The following is a 19,756-nucleotide window of genomic DNA, read 5'->3' as shown; positions in this document are numbered from 1 at the left end:
ACAGAAACAGTCAATCACACGAAATCAAAACGAGAGATTCATTGGAAAAAATGTGAACAACCTTCAACTTCCCGCCATGAGAGCACTGCTACAGCGAGTTTCTTCGGCCAGCGTGGAAGTGGATGGCAAAATGATATCCTCCATTGATCGTGGCCTGCTGGTATTGCTGGGGATAGAAAATGCCGATGACGAGACGGATATCGGATGGCTGATTGGTAAAATTACCAACATGAGAATTTTCGAAGACGAGGGAGGAAAAATGAACGAGTCCCTTTTGGATACCGGCGGGAAAATACTAGTCGTAAGCCAGTTCACCCTCCACGCCTCCACCCGTAAGGGCAATCGCCCCTCCTTTCTCGAAGCGGCGCCGCCACGAATTTCAGAACCCCTGTATGAGAAGTTTTGCTCGAAACTGAGCCTGACCGTCGGCGAAGAAGTCCCACGCGGAATTTTCGGCGCGGATATGAAGGTATCCCTCGTCAACGACGGGCCCGTGACCATCTGGATCGATAGCCGGGATCCTAGCTAGTCGCTGATAAACCTACAGGAAGGATGGCAGCGAGATACAGAGTAGAATGAAAGAGGGCTTTGGGGTTCATCGTTATACTCACCCTGCCGCTCTCTTCTTTTCTACCAGTGCCTTTCAAAATCTGATATTTGGATCATTGAAAATGCTGACTGATCAATTTTCACGAAACTTCCCGTCAGGACGCCAAAACCCATTCCCGAAAAATGCGCCTTATTCTAATAGCAACCATAGCTCACTCAGTTCTCCCCGCGGCAGAACTCACCGAAAGCATTGTTCCATCTGATCTCATTTTTGAAGAAAAGGACGGTGTCGTCTCATTTGAGGCAGAGCATTTTTACAAACAGGAAAATTCCGAGAAACGCGCGTGGTATCTTACCACCGCTGAAATCGCCCTTGAAATTCTTCCCGATGGCGATCCTCCGTGCACCGCAGATTCATCAGGTGCGGCTTACCTGGAAATTTTACCGGACACCCGGCGCACTCACAGCGACAAGATGGTGAAGGGTGAGAATTTCACAGAGAATCCCGGTGAAGTCGCAGTGCTTACCTACAAGGTCCACTTCAACACTCCCGGGACTTATCACATCTGGGCGCGGGTCTACTCCACCACATCCGAGGACAATGGCCTCCACTTTGGCATCAACGGCACGTGGCCCGATACCGCCAAGCGCTGGCAAACCGTTGTGAAAAACAAATGGCACTGGAGATCCGCCCAACGCACCGAGCAAAAGCACGCTGGAGTTCCCGGCATACTGACCATCGAAGTGCCCAGTGCCGGACTCCATAAAATCCAGGTTTCGATGAGAGAAGACGGAATAGCTTTGGACAAAATCCTGCTCACAAACTCGAAAGAATACACCCCGGAAGAAACAGGACCCGCCACAATGATCAAATCTGGAAAACTCCCCCTCTCACCAGCGACAGGATCAAGTCCTAACTAATACGAATAGCTCCCAGCATTGGCCAAACTGTCTTATTACCATTAGACATAAGACCACAAAAGATAACTTTTCAGTCACTCCAAGTCTCCACTGTAAATTAGAAAATCCCATTCTTGCCCAACCCATTAGTATGCCTAACAATTCGGCATGGCCTCAGACTCCCAAAAACCTGGAAAAATCCTCGCAGCTAACCGTGGCGAAATCGCCATCCGCATCTTCCGCGCAGCCACCGAGCTAGGCCTCCGCACGGTCTCAATTTTCGCCGAGGAAGATAGATTCTCCATACACCGCTTCAAAGCGGACGAAGCTTACCAGCTGGACTCCTCGAAGGGACCGGTGGGCGCTTACCTCGACTACGAGAACATCGTCAGGATCGCCAAAGCAAAAGGCGTAACCATGATCCACCCGGGTTACGGCTTCCTTTCGGAAAATCCGGCATTCGCCCGCGCCTGTGCCCGTGAAGGCATCACCTTCATTGGCCCCTCCCCTGAACTTCTCGATAACATGGGCGATAAAACAGCTGCCCGTGCGCTCGCCAAACGTTTCGATGTCCCGGTCCTGCCCGGCACAGAAGACCCGATCACCGATGCTGACGAGGCACTCACCATCGCCCACGAAATCGGATTCCCACTCATCATCAAAGCTGCCTTCGGCGGCGGCGGACGCGGCATGCGTATTGTTGAGAAACCATCCGAGTTGCAAGCCATGCTTGCCGAAGCTCGTGCGGAAGCGGAAAACGCATTCGGTAACCCAGCCGTTTTCCTCGAGCGCTACATCAAGCGCGCGAAACATATCGAGGTCCAGATCCTCGGAGACCGCGAGGGCAACGTCGTCCACCTTTACGAGCGTGATTGCTCGGTCCAGCGCCGCTACCAGAAAGTAGTCGAAGTAGCACCCGCCATGCACCTCGACCCAGTGGTCCGCAAACAACTCTGCGACGCCGCTGTAAAACTGGCGAAAGGCATCAGCTACGATAACGCCGGCACCGTCGAGTTCCTCTACGACATGGACCAGAACGACTGGTTCTTCATCGAAATGAACCCTCGTATCCAGGTGGAGCATACCGTCACCGAATGTGTCACCGGCATCGATCTCGTTCGTTCACAGATCCTCGTAGCTGCAGGAAAACCTCTCCACGGAGAAGAAATCGCCATCCCTTCCCAGGAAGAGATCCCCTGCAACGGCTTCGCAATCCAGTGCCGTATCACCACCGAAGATCCTGAGAAAAATTTCGCTCCGGACTACGGGCGTATCCTCAACTACCGCTCCGCAGCTGGCTTTGGCATCCGCCTCGACGCAGCCTCCGGTGACGCAGGTTCCGTTGTCACACCATACTACGATTCCATGCTGGTGAAACTCACCGCCATGGGCAGCAGTTTCCCGATGGCCTGCCAACGCATGGACCGCGCACTCCGCGAGTTCCGTATCCGCGGGGTCAAAACAAACATCCCGTTCCTCGAAAACGTCATCGCGGATAAAACATTCCGCGCCGGCCAAGCTCATACCAAGCTCATCGATACCGCCACGGACCTGTTCAAATTCTCCAAACGCCGCGACCGCGCAACACGCACCCTCGCCTACCTTTCGGAAATTACCGTAAACGGAAATCCTCACACCAAAAACTACCGTCCGGACAACATGTTCCCGCCGGCTGTTCTACCACCATCCGGTGAGCGCTCTGCGACTGTTCCCTCTACCCGCAAGCTTCTCCAGGAACTCGGACCTGAAGGTTTTTCCAAGTGGATCCTAGGCGAGGAACGCCTGCTTATCACCGATACCACCCTGCGTGATGCCCACCAGTCACTGCTGGCCACCCGTATGCGCACACACGATATGCTGCGTATCGCGGAGTCCTACGCCACTAAGACTCCCGAACTCTTCTCCATGGAAATGTGGGGCGGTGCCACCTTCGATACATCCATGCGGTTCCTCAACGAGTGCCCGTGGGAGCGTCTCGCCCAGCTCCGGGAAAAAGTCCCGAACATACTTTTCCAAATGCTCTTCCGCGGCTCTAACGCCGTTGGTTATTCGAACTACCCGGACAACGTAGTAGCTGGTTTTGTAAATCACGCGGCTGATTCTGGCATGGATATCTTCCGGATATTCGATTCCCTGAACTACCTTCCAAACATGAAGGTCGCCATGGAAGCGGTTCGCGAAAACGGGAAATCCCTTTGCGAAGCGGCAATCTGCTACTCCGGAGATCTCCTCAACCCGACCCGCACGAAATACGATCTCAACTACTACATCTCAAAGGCGAAGGAACTAGAGAAAATGGGCGCGCACATCCTCGCCATCAAGGACATGGCCGGCCTCTGCAAACCACAGGCCGCCTACAACCTCGTTCACGCGCTCAAGCAGGAAATCGGCATCCCGATCCACTTCCACACCCATGACACCTCCGGCCTCAATGCCGCATCGGTTATGGCCGCCAACCGCGCGGGCGTGGACATCGTGGATCTCGCAATCTCCTCGATGTCGGGCTCCACCTCACAGCCGAACCTGAACTCCGTCTGCGCCGCACTTTCCCGCACAGATCGCGATCCGGGCCTCGATTTCGACTCGCTCAACGAGATTTCCGACTACTGGGAACACGTCCTCACCTACTACAAGCCTTTCGATTCCGCTCCGCGCTCCGGCACCGCGGAAGTCTACGAACACGAAATGCCCGGCGGCCAATACACCAACCTTCGTGAGCAAGCCAACTCCATGGGTCTCGGCCACCGCTGGCGCGAAATCGCCCGCACATACGCAGAGGTCAACATGCTCTTCGGAGATATCATCAAGGTTACTCCTTCCTCAAAAGTGGTCGGCGACATGTGCATGTTCCTCGTCACCCGTGGCATCAAAGCTGCGGACGTCACCAAGATCAAACCCGGCTCACTCGATTTCCCGGAATCCGTAATCGATATGCTCTCCGGTGGCCTCGGCCAACCAGATGGCGGCTGGCCTGCCGATGTGCAACGAGTCGTTCTCGGCAACAAACACAAGATCACCACGAAACGTCCCGGCGAACTTGCCGAGCCAGTCGATCTCGATGTTACCAAGGAAGAGATCTCCAAAAAACTAGGGCGCCCTGCCACCGACAACGATCTTTACTCACACCTCATGTATCCGCAGGTCTTTGCAGACTTCAAAGCCTCACGGAAACAGTATGACGATCTCAGCAAACTCCCATCCCCTGCCTTTTTCTACGGCCTTCAGATTGGTGAGGAAATCGAAGTCGAAATCGATCCGGGTAAAATCCTTATCATCAAGCTCATTTCCATAGGTGAAGCTGATCAGGAAGGACAGCGCACACTCTTCTACGAGCTTAACGGCATGCCTCGTGAGTCCATCGTCATGGACAAATCCATTGCTGATTCTTCAGTTTCCGGAAAACGAAAAGGCGATCCGAGCGACCCTACCCAAATCTGTGCTCCTCTCCCGGGCATGGTCACAGAAGTAGCGGTAACCATCGGCCAAGAGGTCAAGGAAGGTGACAAGATCATTATCATCGAGGCCATGAAAATGCTCACCACCGTCTCCGCACAGAAAGATGGCGTCATCAAGGAAATCGTAACAAAGAAAGGCACACAGGTAGCCTCCGATGACCTCCTGGCAATCATCGAGTAAGCTCTAAGCTTACCAGTCAGTCCTCATGGATTTTCAACTTCTATCCACCCCGATCGGGAAACTTCGCCTCCGCGCAACCGGCGAAGCCCTAATCGCGGTGGACCATGTGAATCAACAGACCGCACCCTTGGCCGATTGGGTTGAAGCAACGGCAAACCCTATTCTCCAACAAGCTATTGCAGAGCTAAACGAATACTTCGCGGGGGAACGGACTGAATTCGAGATCCCGCTTTCCCCTCTGGGCACCCCATTTCAGCTCTCCGTCTGGAATGCGCTCCGGACTGTCCCCTACGGAAAAACAGCCACCTACACCGATATAGCGGAAATCATCGGCAATAAGAAAGCAGTTCGCGCAATAGGTGCGGCAAATGGCCGTAACCCCCTGTCTATCTTCATTCCCTGCCACCGTGTCATAGGCAAAAGTGGAAAACTCGTTGGTTATGCCGGAGGGCTGCACATCAAAACCATCCTCCTCGATCTCGAACAAAATTCACAAGGTTCTGGAATTTTTTCCGAATCTCTCCATCTTACCCGCAGTTGACGATACTGAAATCCATAGCTGCGGCCTTGCTTTGCCTGATGATGGTGGTGACTGCCACCTCCCGGGCAAGTATCAACTATTGCCTCTGTCAGGAGACTATTCTGGTCGACGATTGCGGATGTGATGCCACCCCGGAAATCAGTCCGTGTAAACATAGCGGAGGTAAATCCGAAGCCAAGCAAGAGGACAATTGCCTGGTGGATGTATCCATCGACATTGAGGATTACATCACCAGCTCTCAATCGGATGTTCTTCTAAAACAGCTTTGTTCTGTCCCTTATTTCCCGATCACTTCCGGGGATTTATTTTTCAGGAGCCCGATTCGTAGCTCCACCTTGCATGATGTCGGCAGTATCCATCTGCCCATAACCATGCCTCCCCAAGTACCGCTGTTTGTCCGGCACTCCGTCTTCCGCATTTGATTTGCACCGGCAAGGAAGCCCCACCTAGCGGGACTTTTCCTAGCCGCATTACACCTCGCAGCGTCTCTCCGTACCTGCACGTCTAATTTCGAAGGGTCTTCAGCATCCCTTCTCCCCAGCAATCAAATCAAACAATCCATTCAAACATGTCTCTGGAAGACCTGACATCAACCTCACCCCCTGCGCAAATCAAAGGAACTACCACTAAAAAGCCGAAACGCTCCTTGGCGTGGCTCCTTCCGGTAGCCCTTCTACTCGGCTTTGTTATCATTATCGCCACCCTTTTCGGGGAACGCATGCTCCCCGCCACCGAAGTGCGGACTGCGCCGGTAATCACTATCCGCGCCGGCGAATCCCTGGCAAAAGAGCCGAAAACCGACATCTCGGTAAAAGGAAAACTTCTTTTCCAGGCTTCTGGTTGGGTGGAGCCGGATCCATATACCATTTCAGTGCCTACTCTGACCAATGGAGTCGTAAAGGAAGTCTACGCACTCGAAGGTCAATCGGTTAAAGCTGGAGATCTGGTAGCGACTCTCATCCCCGATGACGCCCAACTCGACCACGATGCTGCTGAGCGAAAATTTTCCACCCAGGGAGCAAGAATCGCCGCCCACTGCGCTTCCTACCCATTAATTCAGGCGGAAATCACCGCCGCAGAGCGAAAGGTAGAAGCTCTCCAAGCCCAGCTGGAACAGGCACGTGACCGATCATCCCGCCTGGATCGTCTCAAGAAAGGTTCCGTCTCAGAACAAGAAATCATCCGGGCTCGGCTCGGCGTCTTGCGTGATAACGCGCTGCTCGAAGAGGCAAAATCCGAGATCACCCGGCTCAATGCGAAACTTAGCCAAAACAAGTTGGAGAAGGAGATGATGACTGCTGTCCTTTTCGAAATCGCCACTGAGTTCGACCGAGCAAAACTCGCCTTGGATCGCACGAAAATCAGCTCTCCCGTAGACGGCACCGTTCTTCGCCTTCACGCGGCTCCGGGCATGAAGCGCATGCTGAATATGGACTCTCCTACTTCAGCCGTCATCGTTGAGCTCTACGATCCTGAAAAACTCCAGGCCCGCATCGATGTCCCGTTAAACGAGGCATCCGTACTCTCCGTCGGCCAATCCGTCGACATCGTTTCCGATATCCTGCCCGACAAGACCTTCACCGGCACAGTCACCCGCATCAGTGGCCAGGCAGATCTGCAGCGAAACACCCTCCAAGCCAAGGTCCACATCAATTCACCGGATCCGCGGCTCCGCCCCGACATGCTGGTCCGTGCGAAATTTTTCGACACCGAAACTACGCAAACCTCAGGTGAAACAAGTTCAGGCAGACTCTCAATCTACGTTCCGGAAAATGCCTTGATTGGCGAATCAACGGTCTGGGTCGTCTCGCCAGATTCCACCGCAGAAAAACGAACGATCAAGCTGGGGACCGAAACAAAAGACGCACACCGCTTGGTCCTTGAGGGCCTGCGCTCGGGTGAATCCGTCATCCTTCCACCACACGAAAGCCTTTCAGAAGGCACCCGCATCAAAACCACCACTTCCAAATAGCCTTTCTAGCATGAAACCACTCATCTCAATTAAATCTGTCACCAAGGCTTTCACCAAAGGTAAGACCACGATCAAACCTCTCGAAAACCTCTCACTCGACGTTCCACGTGCCGAATTTCTCTCGCTCATGGGTCCGTCCGGTTCAGGGAAAACAACCCTTCTCAATCTCATCGCTGGGATCGATACCCCCACTTCGGGGGAAATTATCATCGACGGAAAAGACATCGCGAAACTCTCCCGATCACAGCTCACAAAGTGGCGCGCGGTCCATGTAGGTTATATTTTCCAGCTCTACCATCTCGTCCCGATCCTCTCGGCCTACGAAAATATCGAGCTTCCTCTCCTCCTTGGAAACTGGACCAAGGCGGAGCGCAAAAAGAAAATCACCGCAGCACTAGGCCTCGTCGGGCTCGCAGATCGTGCGGATCACCGTCCTTCCGAGCTCTCCGGCGGGCAAGAGCAGCGCGTAGCCATCGCCCGCGCCATTGTTCACGACCCCGAGCTCCTCGTAGCCGATGAGCCAACCGGAGATCTCGACCGCGAATCCGCTGATTCCATTTTGAATCTCCTGAACAAACTGGCCGCGGAGCACGGAAAAACCATCGTGATGGTCACGCACGATCCAAAAGCCTCGGCATCCGCCCACCGCTCCCTCCAGTTGGAGAAAGGCCGTTTCGTCTCGGAAGGCCACCTACTCACCCAGCCATGAAACTTTTCACCCTAGCTATCAAGAATCTCAGCAGGAACAAGCTGCGCTCACTTCTCACCATTCTGGGAGTCGCCGCCGGGATGTTTCTTTATGCAGCCGTGCAGACGATGCAGCACTCACTCTCCGTCGCCACCAAAGGAAATGCGGATGATACAACGCTGGTCGTCTACCGTGAAAACCGCTTCTGCCCATCCACTTCCAGGCTCCCGGAACACTACCTGTCCACCATCAAGCGCATCCCGGGTGTCAGCGAAGTCATCCCCATCCAGATCGCAGTAAACAACTGCGGAGCCTCCCTCGACGTCATCACTTTCCGTGGCGTTCCTCCGGAAACACTCAAGGATTACAATCCCGAGATCAACGTCATCGAGGGCTCCTACGAAGACTTTATGAAACGCACCGATGCTGCCCTCGTAGGACAGCATCTCGCGACCCGCCGCGGTCTATCTCCCGGGGATAAATTCGAAGCTGTCGGCGTCAATGTCACCGTCGCCGGGATCATCTCCTCGGATACTCCCCAGGACGAAAACGTCGCTTACGTTCATCTCCCCTTCCTCCAGCAGGCATCCAGAATCGGACTGGGAATCGTTACCCAGTTCAACGTAAAAGTCACAGACTCGGAGCAACTGCAGGCCGTGGCTGATAAAATCGATGAAACGTTCCGCGCCGATCAGCAACCCACAAGCACCCGCCCCGAAAAGGCCTTTTTCGCTGAAACCGCCAAGCAAATGATCGAGCTTATCAGCTTTACCCGATGGCTGGGCCTTGGAGCAGTGATGGCTGTGCTGGGCCTTGTGGCCAACGCGGTGCTTCTCATCGTCCGTGGCCGTGTGAAGGAAACCGCCATCTTCCAAACGCTCGGTTTTTCACGGCTCTCCATCGGTATAATGGTCGTTTACGAGGGTCTCCTCCTGGGGCTGATAGGTGGCTTGGCCGGAGTCATCGGTGCGGTCGCCTTTTTCCATTTCAAAGCATTTACCCTAGGTAACGAAGGCCTAACTCTCGCACTAAAACCCTCTGCAACAGTCACCATTACCGGCCTCACCGTCGCCATGGCCCTGGGTCTCCTCGCCTCGCTCTACCCCGCTTGGAAAGCCACCTCCCGCCCTCTTGTGCAATCCCTCAACGCCTGAATCATGCTCCCTTTTTCATACGCACTTAGAAACCTTTTCCGCGATCCCTCACGGCTTGCCCAGACTGTCGGCGGCTCTGCGCTCGTAGTTCTACTAATCATCGCCGCCGTAGCTCTGAACCAGGGAATGGACAGCGTCCTCTCCGCTTCCGGATCACCCAGAAATGTCATTCTCGTAGGCAAGGGTTCAGAGGAATCCATCGAAAGATCCGAGGTCCAAATCGATGCGGAGTCCTCGGCGGCCACCTCGATCAGCGGGATAGAATCCCAGCTGGGAGTTACCGCGATATCAGGGGAAATTTCCTATCAGGCACCCATCCGGACGGGATCTGGCAAAGAGCATCAGGCACTCCTGCGTGGAGTTTCGGAGAAAGCGCTCTTGGTCCATACATCCGTCCGACTGCTGGACGGTCAATTCCCCGGACCGGGCGAAGTCATGGTCGGCGCCCTCGCACACCGTAATCTCGGAGTGAAGGAAGGAGAGCTGGCCATTGGAAAGTCGATTTCATTCGGCAATTCAGAACTTCGCATCTCCGGAATTTTTACAGCGCCCGGCACCGTTCTTGAGTCCGAAATCTGGTTCGATCGAAACGACCTCGCAACCCTAACCCAGCGCGAAACCCTCTCATCCGTCACCCTCCGCCTGGATTCCGAAAACATCGATGAAGTCGACCTATTCACCTTCCAACGGAATGACCTAGAGCTCTCCGCAATCCGCGAGGACCACTATTATGAGAAGCTGAGCATGTTCTACGGACCCATAAAAATTATGACCTGGGTTACTGCCGCACTGGTTGCAGCGGGAGCCGTTTTCGGCGGCCTCAATACCCTTTATGCAGCCTTTGCCGCCCGTATCAAGGAAATGGCCACCCTTCAGTCCATTGGCTACACCCGTCTCGCACTTCTCGTCTCCCTGATCCAGGAAAGCCTGCTGGCCACACTTACCGGCACATTGCTGGCATTTATCGTCGCCTTTTTCCTGCTCGATGGCCGCACGGTTCCATTTTCCGTAGGCACCTTCACGCTAACCCTCACTCCGCCTGTTATCTTCACAGGCCTACTCGCAGGTATTCTTCTCGGCTCCCTCGGCACCCTGCCACCCGCCATACGCTGCCTCCTTCCATCTCTGCCTAAGGCACTTCGCTCCAGCTGAAATTAAAACAATCAAACACCATGAAAATAAACAAACTGCTACCACTGGCCGCCCTCCTAACCATCACCTCCTGCTCTAAGGAGAAAGAGAACGAAACGGTCTCCTCCGAAACCTCGAACGATCAGCTCACCGCTTACCTTTCCGAGGAAAAACCAGCCGAATCCACTCAGATTTCCGAACTCCGCGAGAACGCAAAACCCGGTGATGAAGTGACCTTCACCGGCAAGGTAATCGGCAGCCACAACGTTTTCATGGACGGCCGTGCCATCATGATCATGGGCGATCCAACCAAGCTCACCTCCTGCGATCTACATCCGGGCGATAACTGCGCCAGTCCGTGGGACACCTGCTGTGATGATCCGGATGTGATCAAACAAAACATCGTCACCGTTCAAATTGTGGACGAGTCGGGCACCCCCCTGAAATCATCCATCAAAGGGCTCGGAAACCTTAAGGAACTGAGCACCGCCACCGTCACCGGGACTGTCACTGAGCAATCAAACGCCGAGAACATGCTCATCAATGCAGCCAGCATTTACATTGAGCAGTAAAATCTACTCCCATACTCTGAATCAAAAAAGGCCGCGCGAAATAGCGCGGCCTTTTTCCTGCAGCTATCAAACTTGCAGAAATTAAAACTCCATAACTATTCCGATTCCTCCGCCGTTATTGGAGATACTGTCGGAGAATTCTCCTTCATATTGGATATATCCACTCAGCACCTCGGTAAACTGTAGCTGGCAACCGGTTGTAATCCTCAGAACCACATCATCCTGCGGCAATGCGGTATTGAATGCCCCAATATTCCTAGGCCCGCCGGAAAAGTGCGATTGCTGTTCCCACTCATCCACTGTCGAGAAGCTCAGACCACCGGAAACATAGCTCCGGACTGTCATTCCATTTGAAAGATCGCTGCGGATACCCGCTTCCACACCCGGCGTTACCACCAGCGCCGTCTGGCTCGCATCATCTACCAGCAAACGTAGATTGCTCGCGCCTCCTTCAGTGTAGCCCTCCGCATTCACATGAATGATACCCGCACTAAGCATCGGCCGCACATATCCCCATTCGTTGTGGAACGTGTAACCGAACTGCCCCAGGATTCCTACAGAGGCGACATCCGGTGAAATATCCATCTGCGTCTCGTGCCCGGGAATACGGATACGCCGGGTCGCGTCATTTCCGCTGAAACTCCCGCTCAGAGCAACCGCGAAGCTCCAGTCACCAGGCTCGTATTTTGCAGTCAGCGCTCCCAAAACAGTGTCACCTTCACCGGAAACAGAGCCATCGTGCGCCTCCAATTGATCAGCACGGAAACCGAATGCTCCCCCGATGAAGAAATTCGGGGTATACTCGTATTGTCCCCCGATCAATGTGCTGTAGCTATCTGAATCGTAGGAATCCCCGTCAAACGAACTGCCGGAGGTTTTGGCCCAGAGCGATTGCACTTCAACAGGTCGGGCCGAATCCCCCCGAAGCACCTTTTCACCCAGTGCTGTATTGGCAAATGCAAGCTGCGCCCACATTTCCCGGGAAGCAAATCCCAATCCAGCCCCCGGAGTAAGCTGATGCAGACCATCTTGGTAATCGGCTTCATTAACCGCAAGCGCCTCCAGCGCATCAAACAGGCTCGCGATACTATCGGCACCCTCGGCGTAAAACCCATTCTGAAGGTAATTACCCACAGCCACGGCATTTTTAGATAAATCAAATTCATCCGGCGTGAAATCCGCATCCGCGGAAACCAGAATACGGTCTTCACCATGCCTGAGAGTATAATCAAACAACACCGCGGAGTTTTCATCGATCTCCAGCGAGTTAATGAAGTCACCGTTCACTCTCAGCACTTCCACCTCACGGATACCGGTGACGTTTTGCCCCGCAATATTTAATTTCCCATCGAGGTCGGCATCGTCATCCACAATGAGCCTTACGTCAGCTTCCGGAGAGAAATCGGCGTGGGAAATCAGCGTCCCGCCATCTTCCTGAACAAGCGGCCCTTCCATAAGGGTTAACTCGCGTACCCTGAACAGCCCCCTATTTAAGACACTGGCTTGCACCGAAGGACCGGCAATAAATTCGCCGGTGTTCACCATCGCCGTAGTCTGGGTGCCGGTTCCGCTAACCCAATCGTTATCGCCGAGAATAGACCCACTGATAGTGCCGCTGTTGATAATATTGAGCGTATAAGCGCTTTCACCAACCCTCTGAACCGCAATCGGCCCACTTATGAGACCACCGGCATCTGTTATAACCTGCCCATTTTCGGATTCGATCACGATTGCGGTATCTGCCGAAACAACACTTCCCCCCACGGTGATATTCGCATTCGCCTGGCCATTGAATTGTGGCGCATCCTGTTGTGCGAAAACTCCGTATGAGCCTTCACCTGACACTGAGATTTGCCCATCTACTGTGATAGAAATTCTTCCTGCGTATCCGGAACCATCCTTGTTAGACCTACCGGCAACTCCATTTACAATTCCGCCTCCGCCCGCAATGCTCTGGGCTAAAATTCCGTGGGCCCGCGCACCTGTTGTGGTGATTGTTCCCTCCGGATTGAGCGCGATGGCAACATTTCCAGCATCTCCATATCCGTAGCCAGCACTTGGGTTTGATACGCTGAAATTGCCAGTTGATGAATATCCGGCAATACCACCTCCGCCGCCAATACTTTGGGCAACAACGCCGTGCGAATTCAAACCGGATGTAGTGATTTTACTCGCTCCAAGGCTCAGCGAAAGGTTTCCGCCTCGACTCCGGTTGGTTCCGCCTGTCGCGGATTGCGTGCCTGCTATGGAAACATACCTCGGATCAACCACCGCTCCGAGCCCACCACCACCACCGATACTCTGCGCCAGGATTCCGTAGGCATGGTCATTGTTTGTTCGCAAGGTGAGGACTGAGGGTGAATCAATCGTCACGTCCGAACCGGATCCGGACGAATAGGCATTTCCGCCCACAGCGAGCTCAATTGAGCTGGCAAAAGCATTTTCACTACTCGTGCCAGCGCCACCAATTCCTCCGCCGCCACCGATCGATTGAAGGACAACCGCATGGCCGCCAATACCGGACGTCTGAATTTCCGCAGTACCTGAAAGAAAGGAATCACCTCCATCGCCTGACACTTTCCCGTTTTGGTCCGTCAGAGTCTCACCGCCGTTGCCCACCGCGATACTACCTATTGCAGAATCCGAATTATCAGCAGCAAGACCACCTCCCCCGCCTATGCTCTGAACCACGAGGCCAAATGAAGAATAACCGTTTTCTATTCCGCTTCGGATAAGAGTTCCCTCCACAAAGGCTTCAGCTAGCCCCCCGCTGGAATAGGCGCCCGGTGTATCGTTGGTTCCCGAACTGTTGCCTCCTAGACGTAGGTCGATTTGGTTTGAGGCTCCTTGTCCAGTCGCTACAGCACTTCCAGCCTTACCGCCACCGTTGCCGATAGACTGCACAAGGATTCCGGACGACCAGTCACCACTTGTATCCACTTCAGCTCCACCCAAATCATCAAACACCGCATTACCTCCACCTCCGGAAGCGCCGGAATTCAGCGACCCCAAAGAAAGATCCGCAGAGAAATCAAGGTCCACCTTCACCGCTATATCCTTGTTATAGATCTTCTTCGCCCGGATGAAATTTTCCCCTGAAGGTGTCCAGGGCGCATCAGGTGACGCGAAAGCTCCGGCTGCTCCAGCCACGCCGCCCCCGCCTCCGATCGATTGGACCAGTATGCCTGTGGAGTCATTTCCATGGGTCGTGATTTTTCCAGCTACAAGTGCGTTCGCGGCAGCACCTCCTCCTCCAGCACCGCCGGTTGCACCTAGAGAAACGCCCAGATCCCCCTTGAAGCCGACTTTGGAGTCGGAGCTTCCCTCGGTGATTTTTCCTGCTTTTACTGAAAACGATGTCCCCAGACTCAGCGTGCCACCCTGGGATGTTCCGCCCCCCCCACCAATTGACTGCACCAAAAGCCCGTTTGACCCATCCCCGTAGGTCGTTACATCACTTCCTTCCTTCAGATTGATCTCGGCCAGCGAACCGTCACCGCCTGTTCCACCGCTCGCACCGAGCCCGATACTCGCGCTCACCGACTTCGATCCACCATAATTTTCAGTAGTTCCGCTACCCAATCCGGCATTGCCACCACCGCCACCGATAGACTGCGCCGTCACACCGTTGGAAAAGTCTCCGAGCGTAAGAATTGTAGCTCCGTTCCCAGAGTTTTCGCCCACATTTACTTGAACGTCACCTCCCCTACCCCCATCGCCACCTTTCGCGCCGAGGGTAGATTCAATAGCGAGTGAAACAGTTGGCCCCTCTTCCGCTGCAAAACCGTATCCGAGTGTCGCGGCAAAAGCAGAAGAGTCTCCACCGAGTCCGCCCCCGCCTCCCACACCTTGTGCGAGGACGCCGTGCGACCCCTGGCCTTCGGTCATAACCTGTGTGCCTTTCGTAAGATTCACGACCACTCCTGTATCACTCCCAGCGGACCTGCCGCCGCTTCCTCCCTTGCCGCCGCTACCGCCTGTGGAAAAAGCTGCTGTGGCTGCAATCGGGGTGTCAGTCCCCGGAATTGTAACCGCGATTGCGAGAGCCTCAGCAAAGGAGGAACCCCCACTACCTCCGCCGCCGCCGATTGATTGAGCAACAATCCCGAATGAATCGGTAGGCAAAGTATTCGCAGTAGTCAGTTTCGAAAGATCATACTGCCCGGTATGTATGGATCCACCTTCCGTGGTTAGAGTGACATTTCCCCCGTCTCCGCCATCTCCACCGCTTCCTCCAACTGCTGCGGCCGAACTCAGTCCGGGACCAACTGAAAGCGCGTAGGCTGATCCGCCATTACCACCTCCGCCTCCGACTGATTGAAGAAGTATACCAGCCGATTTTGAACCCGTCGCGATGGTGTTAGTCTCCCCGGGATTATCCTGGTCCGGCACCGTCACTACTCCCCCACCGGTAGAAATACGTGCACTACTCAGCAAGGAGACGTCGCCGCCGTTCCCTCCGCCGCCGGCAGTACCCCCAATCGAAAGCGCAGCACCCGGTCCCGCAGCGGTGGCATCGCCGCCATTGCCGCCGCCACCGCCGATGGATTGAGCGAGCAATCCACTTGCCAAACTGCCGGTCGTGGTAATTTCAGAACCATAAAGATCCACAATGATCGCCCCCCCGTTACCACCGCCTGAGCCACTTCCGCCAATCGAAACCAGACCTGCTGCCGAGCCAGCGTCACCACCTCCTCCGCCAACGGTATGCAACAGTGCACCGTGGGAGCCATCTCCCGCTGTTGTTATACTTCCATTGTGATCGAGCTCAACTGCTCCACCGTCGGTTCCATACGCGCCATCGCCCCCCAGTGAAGCAATTCCCAGCTCCGAACTACCGCCAACTCCGCCCGATCCTGAGACCGACTGAGCCAACAAACCATAGGAATTGTCCCCAAGTGTATTAACCACTCCATAGTTCAGGACTTCCACAAAACCCACCGAGCCACTCAGTCCAGCCTGATCAATACCAGTCTTAAAAACCGAAGATCCATCACCGGAACCACCTCCGCCGCCTGAGAATCCCTGTGCAAGAATACCAAAGGAACCATCTCCATGCGTCTGGATAAAACCATGGTTATTGATCAACACCTTGCCGGTGTCTCCACCACGTCCGCCAGCACCACTGGAGCCGGCCACCGTCGCGTTTTCGTCACCACCTGCTCCACCGTTCCCACTCAAACTGGCGGCAATGATCGCATGCGAATAATCGCCACCGGTCTCTACGTTTGCTCCACTTCCAAGATCTACAGTCACGCTTCCGCCATTTCCTCCGTTACCTCCGTTTGCACCTTCTCCGCCGCCAATTCCCTTGTATTTGCCGCCTGCTCCGCCATTTCCACCTGACGAAATCGCCGCAACTCCAGCGCTGCTCTTCCCTGCGGTCCGCAGGCTTGAGTTATCGGCAAGGGTAATAGTCACCTCTCCCCCGGCAGAGCCCACTCCGCCCTTTCCTGCCCCGTCTCCAAATGCATCTCCATTTGTGCTCAGCTCGCCACCGGCTCCGCCACTGCCGCCCTCCGACACCGCGAAAATACCGATCGAATTCGCGCCACTCGTCGAAAGAGTAGAACCTCCATCTATATCTACAACGACCCCTCCGGTTCTCCCTCCATTTCCACCCGCACCAGCCGTTCCTCCGGCGTCCTGTGAACTTGTCGGCGTGGTCCCACCAGAACCGCTGGCGGACAATGTGAAAATTCCCGGCGAATTATTTCCAGACATTGTCAAATCTGCTCCGTCTTGAACGACAATATATACTTCACCGGAGTCCCCCCCAGCGCCGGAATAGCTTTTTTCGTTATCAGTGCCATCGCCGCCTTTTCCGCCCTTGGATTCGGCAATAACTCCTACAGCCCCGCTACCACTGAATGTGAGGTTTTCCTGGACGCCTATCGTGATAGATCCAGCGGACCCACCGGCTCCCGCGTAGTTGTTCCCGTCGGAGCCTCCGTTCCAAGCCTTTCCGCCGTCTCCACCTGTTGTATACGCAGCTATTCCAGCAGCGGTGTAGTTCACATTTTCGCCAACGATATCGATATCAATCTCGCTGGAGGCGATCGTCACCGACCCGGCATTTCCACCATTCCCGCCATTCTTATATTGCTTGTAGGAGTCTTGGCCTGTTCCTCCGGTGGATTCTGCCCTGATACCCACAACACCGGAAATCTGATCGCCGGTCACCGACCTCAAGGTCATATCGATCTTGCCGTAATTAAAAATATTAACGTCGCTCGCATACCCGCCTATGCCACCCACCCTTCCGGTCCCACCATCACCACCGTGGGAAATCCCTTGAATCCCGCGGAAATATCCATCTCCCGTGACATTGGTCCCACCGGCAAGAGATATCTCGCCCGAATTGGTGAGACTAATGGAATTTCCGTAGCCGCCATTACCACCGTAGGCATTCTTACCCGAATATCCACCATCAGTGTGGGTGGGATTCTTGGACGTAGACGAACCGCCCACCCCCCCAATACTTTCCGCATGAAGTAAATACAATCCATTGGAAAAGCTTCCACTGCCTCGGATATCACCGGTATTGCTTCCGGTGATATTCCCGCCTGATCCTCCAGATCCGGAATTATGGTCGCCATTGGTATTCGTGTAATTGCCGCCACCCCCGCCGTTTGATTCATAAAATACAGCTCTGGCCTGCCCTCCACTATAAGAGTTCAAAGTAACTTCAGCGGCGTTTCCCACGCTAGAAAGATTCGAAGCCGAGCCACCTGTGCCCGCAGGATTACTCGATGAATTAGCTCCCTGAGAGCCAAGCGAATAAATCCGAAGGCCATACTGCATTTGAGTAACGGAGACTGTAGTGGAATTCAGATATGGCTGCGAAATCTGACTTGCGGAATATTCGATCGAAGTAGTGGCAGCGTCCACATTGGAAAGTCCAACATGAGCGAGAGCACCTCCCCACATCACATACTTACATAGACCACGGAAATGAACATTCATGAAAGGAGGCGTTATCATGTACTCGGATCATCCTCATTTAGGCCTTGGTTTCAATAGTAAAACGGTAAACCTGAACTTCAAAGACACCGGACAATTAAGCAGATACATAGATAAAACTGATCTAACGAAATAGATACCATGGATATCGTAGCAGATACTTGCCAGACCTGACCGCTATGACACAAAAAACCTCAGGGAAGTTGAGACCCTGAGGTTGTAAAAATAAGACGGAAAGGTAGAAGTACGCAGACTGGGACTCGAACCCAGGATTCAATTCCAAGATTCAACCAAAACCTAACGGGACAACAAATCCTTATTTTATAAGGACATCACATCCCATCGAACACCATAGAACTCTATTGACTGTTACCACTATGTTACTACTTTTCAGAGATGGCTACCGTTCACCGCATAAAGCAGCCCGACGGCAAAACTTCCTCTAAGTACTACGCTTTTTATAGAATACCTACTTCAGACGGAGGCACCAAACAGATCAAAAAATCCACCGGCCACACGACAAAAAAGGAGGCCATGATGGTCGCCAATCAATTGGAACGAGATGCACTGAAGGAAGCAGGAGCGAGTGATGAAAAAGCAGAGGCTATTTTGGGGAAAGTTAGAGAAGCCGGCGAATTGGCACTTAAAGGAAGGTTAAACCCAGCCCACGCACGTAGGATCATCGGAGAAATCATGGAGGCCGCCGGCGAAGGCAATCTTAGTGAAAGCACATGTGAAGAATGGATGAAAGAGTGGCTGAAAGAAAAGGTGGCCACTACAAAACCAACCACCGTTGCCTTCTACAAATCGGTTATCAATCACTTCATAGCCTTCCTGGGAAGTCGTGCCGGTAGCCATCTCGAAACAATCTCCGCCTCGGACATTCGAAGGTTTCGCGACTCCATCGTCGCAGAAGGACGAACCGGAAAGACCGCGAACCACAAACTCAAATGCCTACGCTCAATCTTCGGCGACGCAGTGAAAGCATCCCTAATCCTCCAGAACCCGGCCACTTCGGTGAAGCAAGTCACCGAAAGCGATTCTACCACGAGAGTCCCCTTCACCGCCGAAGAAGTCGGTCGCCTATTGGCTGCCGCACCATCTCAAGAATGGCGTGGAGTGATTCTCTTAGGAGCCTTCGCCGGCCTACGCCTCGCTGACGCATCCAATCTCACCTCCGGAAATATCGATCTCGCACGAAGTGTCATCCACCTCATGCCGAAGAAAACGGATAGGAAGAAGCGAACCATCGAAGTTCCACTCCATGCCGAACTCCTAGCTTTCTTCGAAAGGAACCCGCCCTCTCCTTTTGCGACTGCGCCTCTCTTCCCGTCGTTGGCGAAAATTGAATCAGGTGGCAGGAAAGGTCTCTCTGCTCAATTTAGAGAAATTATGAACAATTCGAATATCTCCCGGAATATTACTCGCGAAGTCAGCAAAGGAGCTCCCCGTGAAAGTGCCGAAAAATCCTTCCATAGTCTTCGACATACCTTCACCAGTGCGCTCGCCAAAGCAAATGTCCCCGAAGAAGTGCGCATGAAAATGACAGGGCACAGTGAAAGCGAGACTCACCAGAAATATACCCATCAGGAACTCTCTACCCTTCGAGCCGGAGTCGATCTTATCCCAAGCCTCAAAGGCGTTTCCTAG

12 protein-coding genes are annotated in these 19,756 nt (G+C 53.9%); 11 read left to right on the top strand and 1 reads right to left on the bottom strand.

Annotated elements, in window-relative coordinates; all coding sequences use genetic code 11:
• Positions 1-76 precede the first annotated feature (76 nt).
• The 10 genes from dtd to AAGA79_RS04840 all read left to right on the top strand — a co-directional run bounded on the left by dtd (position 77) and on the right by AAGA79_RS04840 (position 11,143).
• Positions 77-529 (top strand): D-aminoacyl-tRNA deacylase, encoded by a 453-nt coding sequence (gene dtd, locus AAGA79_RS04885; protein WP_411828211.1) that lies wholly within the window; start codon positions 77-79, stop codon positions 527-529.
• A gap of 203 nt (positions 530-732) precedes the next feature.
• Positions 733-1,470, top strand: coding sequence for a hypothetical protein (locus AAGA79_RS04880; protein ID WP_411827655.1), 738 nt, complete (start codon positions 733-735; stop codon positions 1,468-1,470).
• A 147-nt stretch (positions 1,471-1,617) separates the two neighbouring features.
• Positions 1,618-5,085: a pyruvate carboxylase gene (locus AAGA79_RS04875; protein ID WP_411827654.1), complete on the top strand. Its 3,468-nt coding sequence runs from the start codon at positions 1,618-1,620 to the stop codon at positions 5,083-5,085.
• A gap of 25 nt (positions 5,086-5,110) precedes the next feature.
• A complete protein-coding gene (locus AAGA79_RS04870; protein ID WP_411827653.1) occupies positions 5,111-5,626 on the top strand; it encodes a methylated-DNA--[protein]-cysteine S-methyltransferase in 516 nt (171 codons plus the stop codon).
• Positions 5,623-6,048 carry a hypothetical protein gene (locus AAGA79_RS04865; protein WP_411827652.1) on the top strand — a complete coding sequence of 142 codons (426 nt, stop codon included), beginning with the start codon at positions 5,623-5,625 and terminating at the stop codon, positions 6,046-6,048. Before AAGA79_RS04870 ends, AAGA79_RS04865 begins: the two co-directional genes overlap by 4 nt.
• 146 nt (positions 6,049-6,194) lie before the next feature.
• Complete coding sequence (locus AAGA79_RS04860; RefSeq protein ID WP_411827651.1) at positions 6,195-7,598, top strand: efflux RND transporter periplasmic adaptor subunit; 1,404 nt, start codon at positions 6,195-6,197, stop codon at positions 7,596-7,598.
• Positions 7,599-7,608: 10 nt separating this feature from the next.
• Positions 7,609-8,307: an ABC transporter ATP-binding protein gene (locus AAGA79_RS04855; RefSeq protein WP_411827650.1), complete on the top strand. Its 699-nt coding sequence runs from the start codon at positions 7,609-7,611 to the stop codon at positions 8,305-8,307.
• Positions 8,304-9,440: an ABC transporter permease gene (locus AAGA79_RS04850; protein WP_411827649.1), complete on the top strand. Its 1,137-nt coding sequence runs from the start codon at positions 8,304-8,306 to the stop codon at positions 9,438-9,440. Before AAGA79_RS04855 ends, AAGA79_RS04850 begins: the two co-directional genes overlap by 4 nt.
• Positions 9,441-9,443: 3 nt before the next feature.
• Entirely contained in the window at positions 9,444-10,592 is a 1,149-nt protein-coding gene (locus AAGA79_RS04845) for an ABC transporter permease (RefSeq protein ID WP_411827648.1), read from the top strand.
• A gap of 20 nt (positions 10,593-10,612) precedes the next feature.
• On the top strand, positions 10,613-11,143 hold the full coding sequence (locus AAGA79_RS04840; RefSeq protein ID WP_411827647.1) for a hypothetical protein: 531 nt from the start codon (positions 10,613-10,615) through the stop codon (positions 11,141-11,143).
• A gap of 81 nt (positions 11,144-11,224) precedes the next feature.
• Here the strand turns inward: AAGA79_RS04840 and AAGA79_RS04835 are convergent, their stop codons facing one another.
• On the bottom strand, positions 11,225-18,109 hold the full coding sequence (locus tag AAGA79_RS04835) for a hypothetical protein (protein WP_411827646.1): 6,885 nt from the start codon (positions 18,107-18,109) through the stop codon (positions 11,225-11,227).
• A 531-nt stretch (positions 18,110-18,640) separates the two neighbouring features.
• On the opposite strand from AAGA79_RS04835, the gene AAGA79_RS04830 reads away from it, so the two are divergent.
• Complete coding sequence (locus tag AAGA79_RS04830) at positions 18,641-19,756, top strand: tyrosine-type recombinase/integrase (RefSeq protein WP_411827645.1); 1,116 nt, start codon at positions 18,641-18,643, stop codon at positions 19,754-19,756.

Origin of the sequence: Luteolibacter sp. AS25 (genome assembly GCF_046736275.1) — a bacterium.
Taxonomy (GTDB): Bacteria; Verrucomicrobiota; Verrucomicrobiia; order Verrucomicrobiales; family Akkermansiaceae; genus Luteolibacter.
This window is presented reverse-complemented; position numbering and strand designations above follow the sequence as displayed.

Excerpts from the sequence above, each read along its gene's own strand:
- AAGA79_RS04880 (WP_411827655.1), top strand. The coding sequence starts at position 733 with ATGCGCCTTATTCTAATAGCAACCATAGCTCACTCAGTTCTCCCCGCG.
- AAGA79_RS04845 (WP_411827648.1), top strand. The coding sequence starts at position 9,444 with ATGCTCCCTTTTTCATACGCACTTAGAAACCTTTTCCGCGATCCCTCA.
- AAGA79_RS04830 (WP_411827645.1), top strand. The coding sequence starts at position 18,641 with ATGATGGTCGCCAATCAATTGGAACGAGATGCACTGAAGGAAGCAGGA.
- AAGA79_RS04860 (WP_411827651.1), top strand. The coding sequence starts at position 6,195 with ATGTCTCTGGAAGACCTGACATCAACCTCACCCCCTGCGCAAATCAAA.
- AAGA79_RS04835 (WP_411827646.1), bottom strand. The coding sequence starts at position 18,109 with ATGAATGTTCATTTCCGTGGTCTATGTAAGTATGTGATGTGGGGAGGT.
- dtd (WP_411828211.1), top strand. The coding sequence starts at position 77 with ATGAGAGCACTGCTACAGCGAGTTTCTTCGGCCAGCGTGGAAGTGGAT.
- AAGA79_RS04850 (WP_411827649.1), top strand. The coding sequence starts at position 8,304 with ATGAAACTTTTCACCCTAGCTATCAAGAATCTCAGCAGGAACAAGCTG.
- AAGA79_RS04875 (WP_411827654.1), top strand. The coding sequence starts at position 1,618 with ATGGCCTCAGACTCCCAAAAACCTGGAAAAATCCTCGCAGCTAACCGT.
- AAGA79_RS04855 (WP_411827650.1), top strand. The coding sequence starts at position 7,609 with ATGAAACCACTCATCTCAATTAAATCTGTCACCAAGGCTTTCACCAAA.
- AAGA79_RS04870 (WP_411827653.1), top strand. The coding sequence starts at position 5,111 with ATGGATTTTCAACTTCTATCCACCCCGATCGGGAAACTTCGCCTCCGC.
- AAGA79_RS04840 (WP_411827647.1), top strand. The coding sequence starts at position 10,613 with ATGAAAATAAACAAACTGCTACCACTGGCCGCCCTCCTAACCATCACC.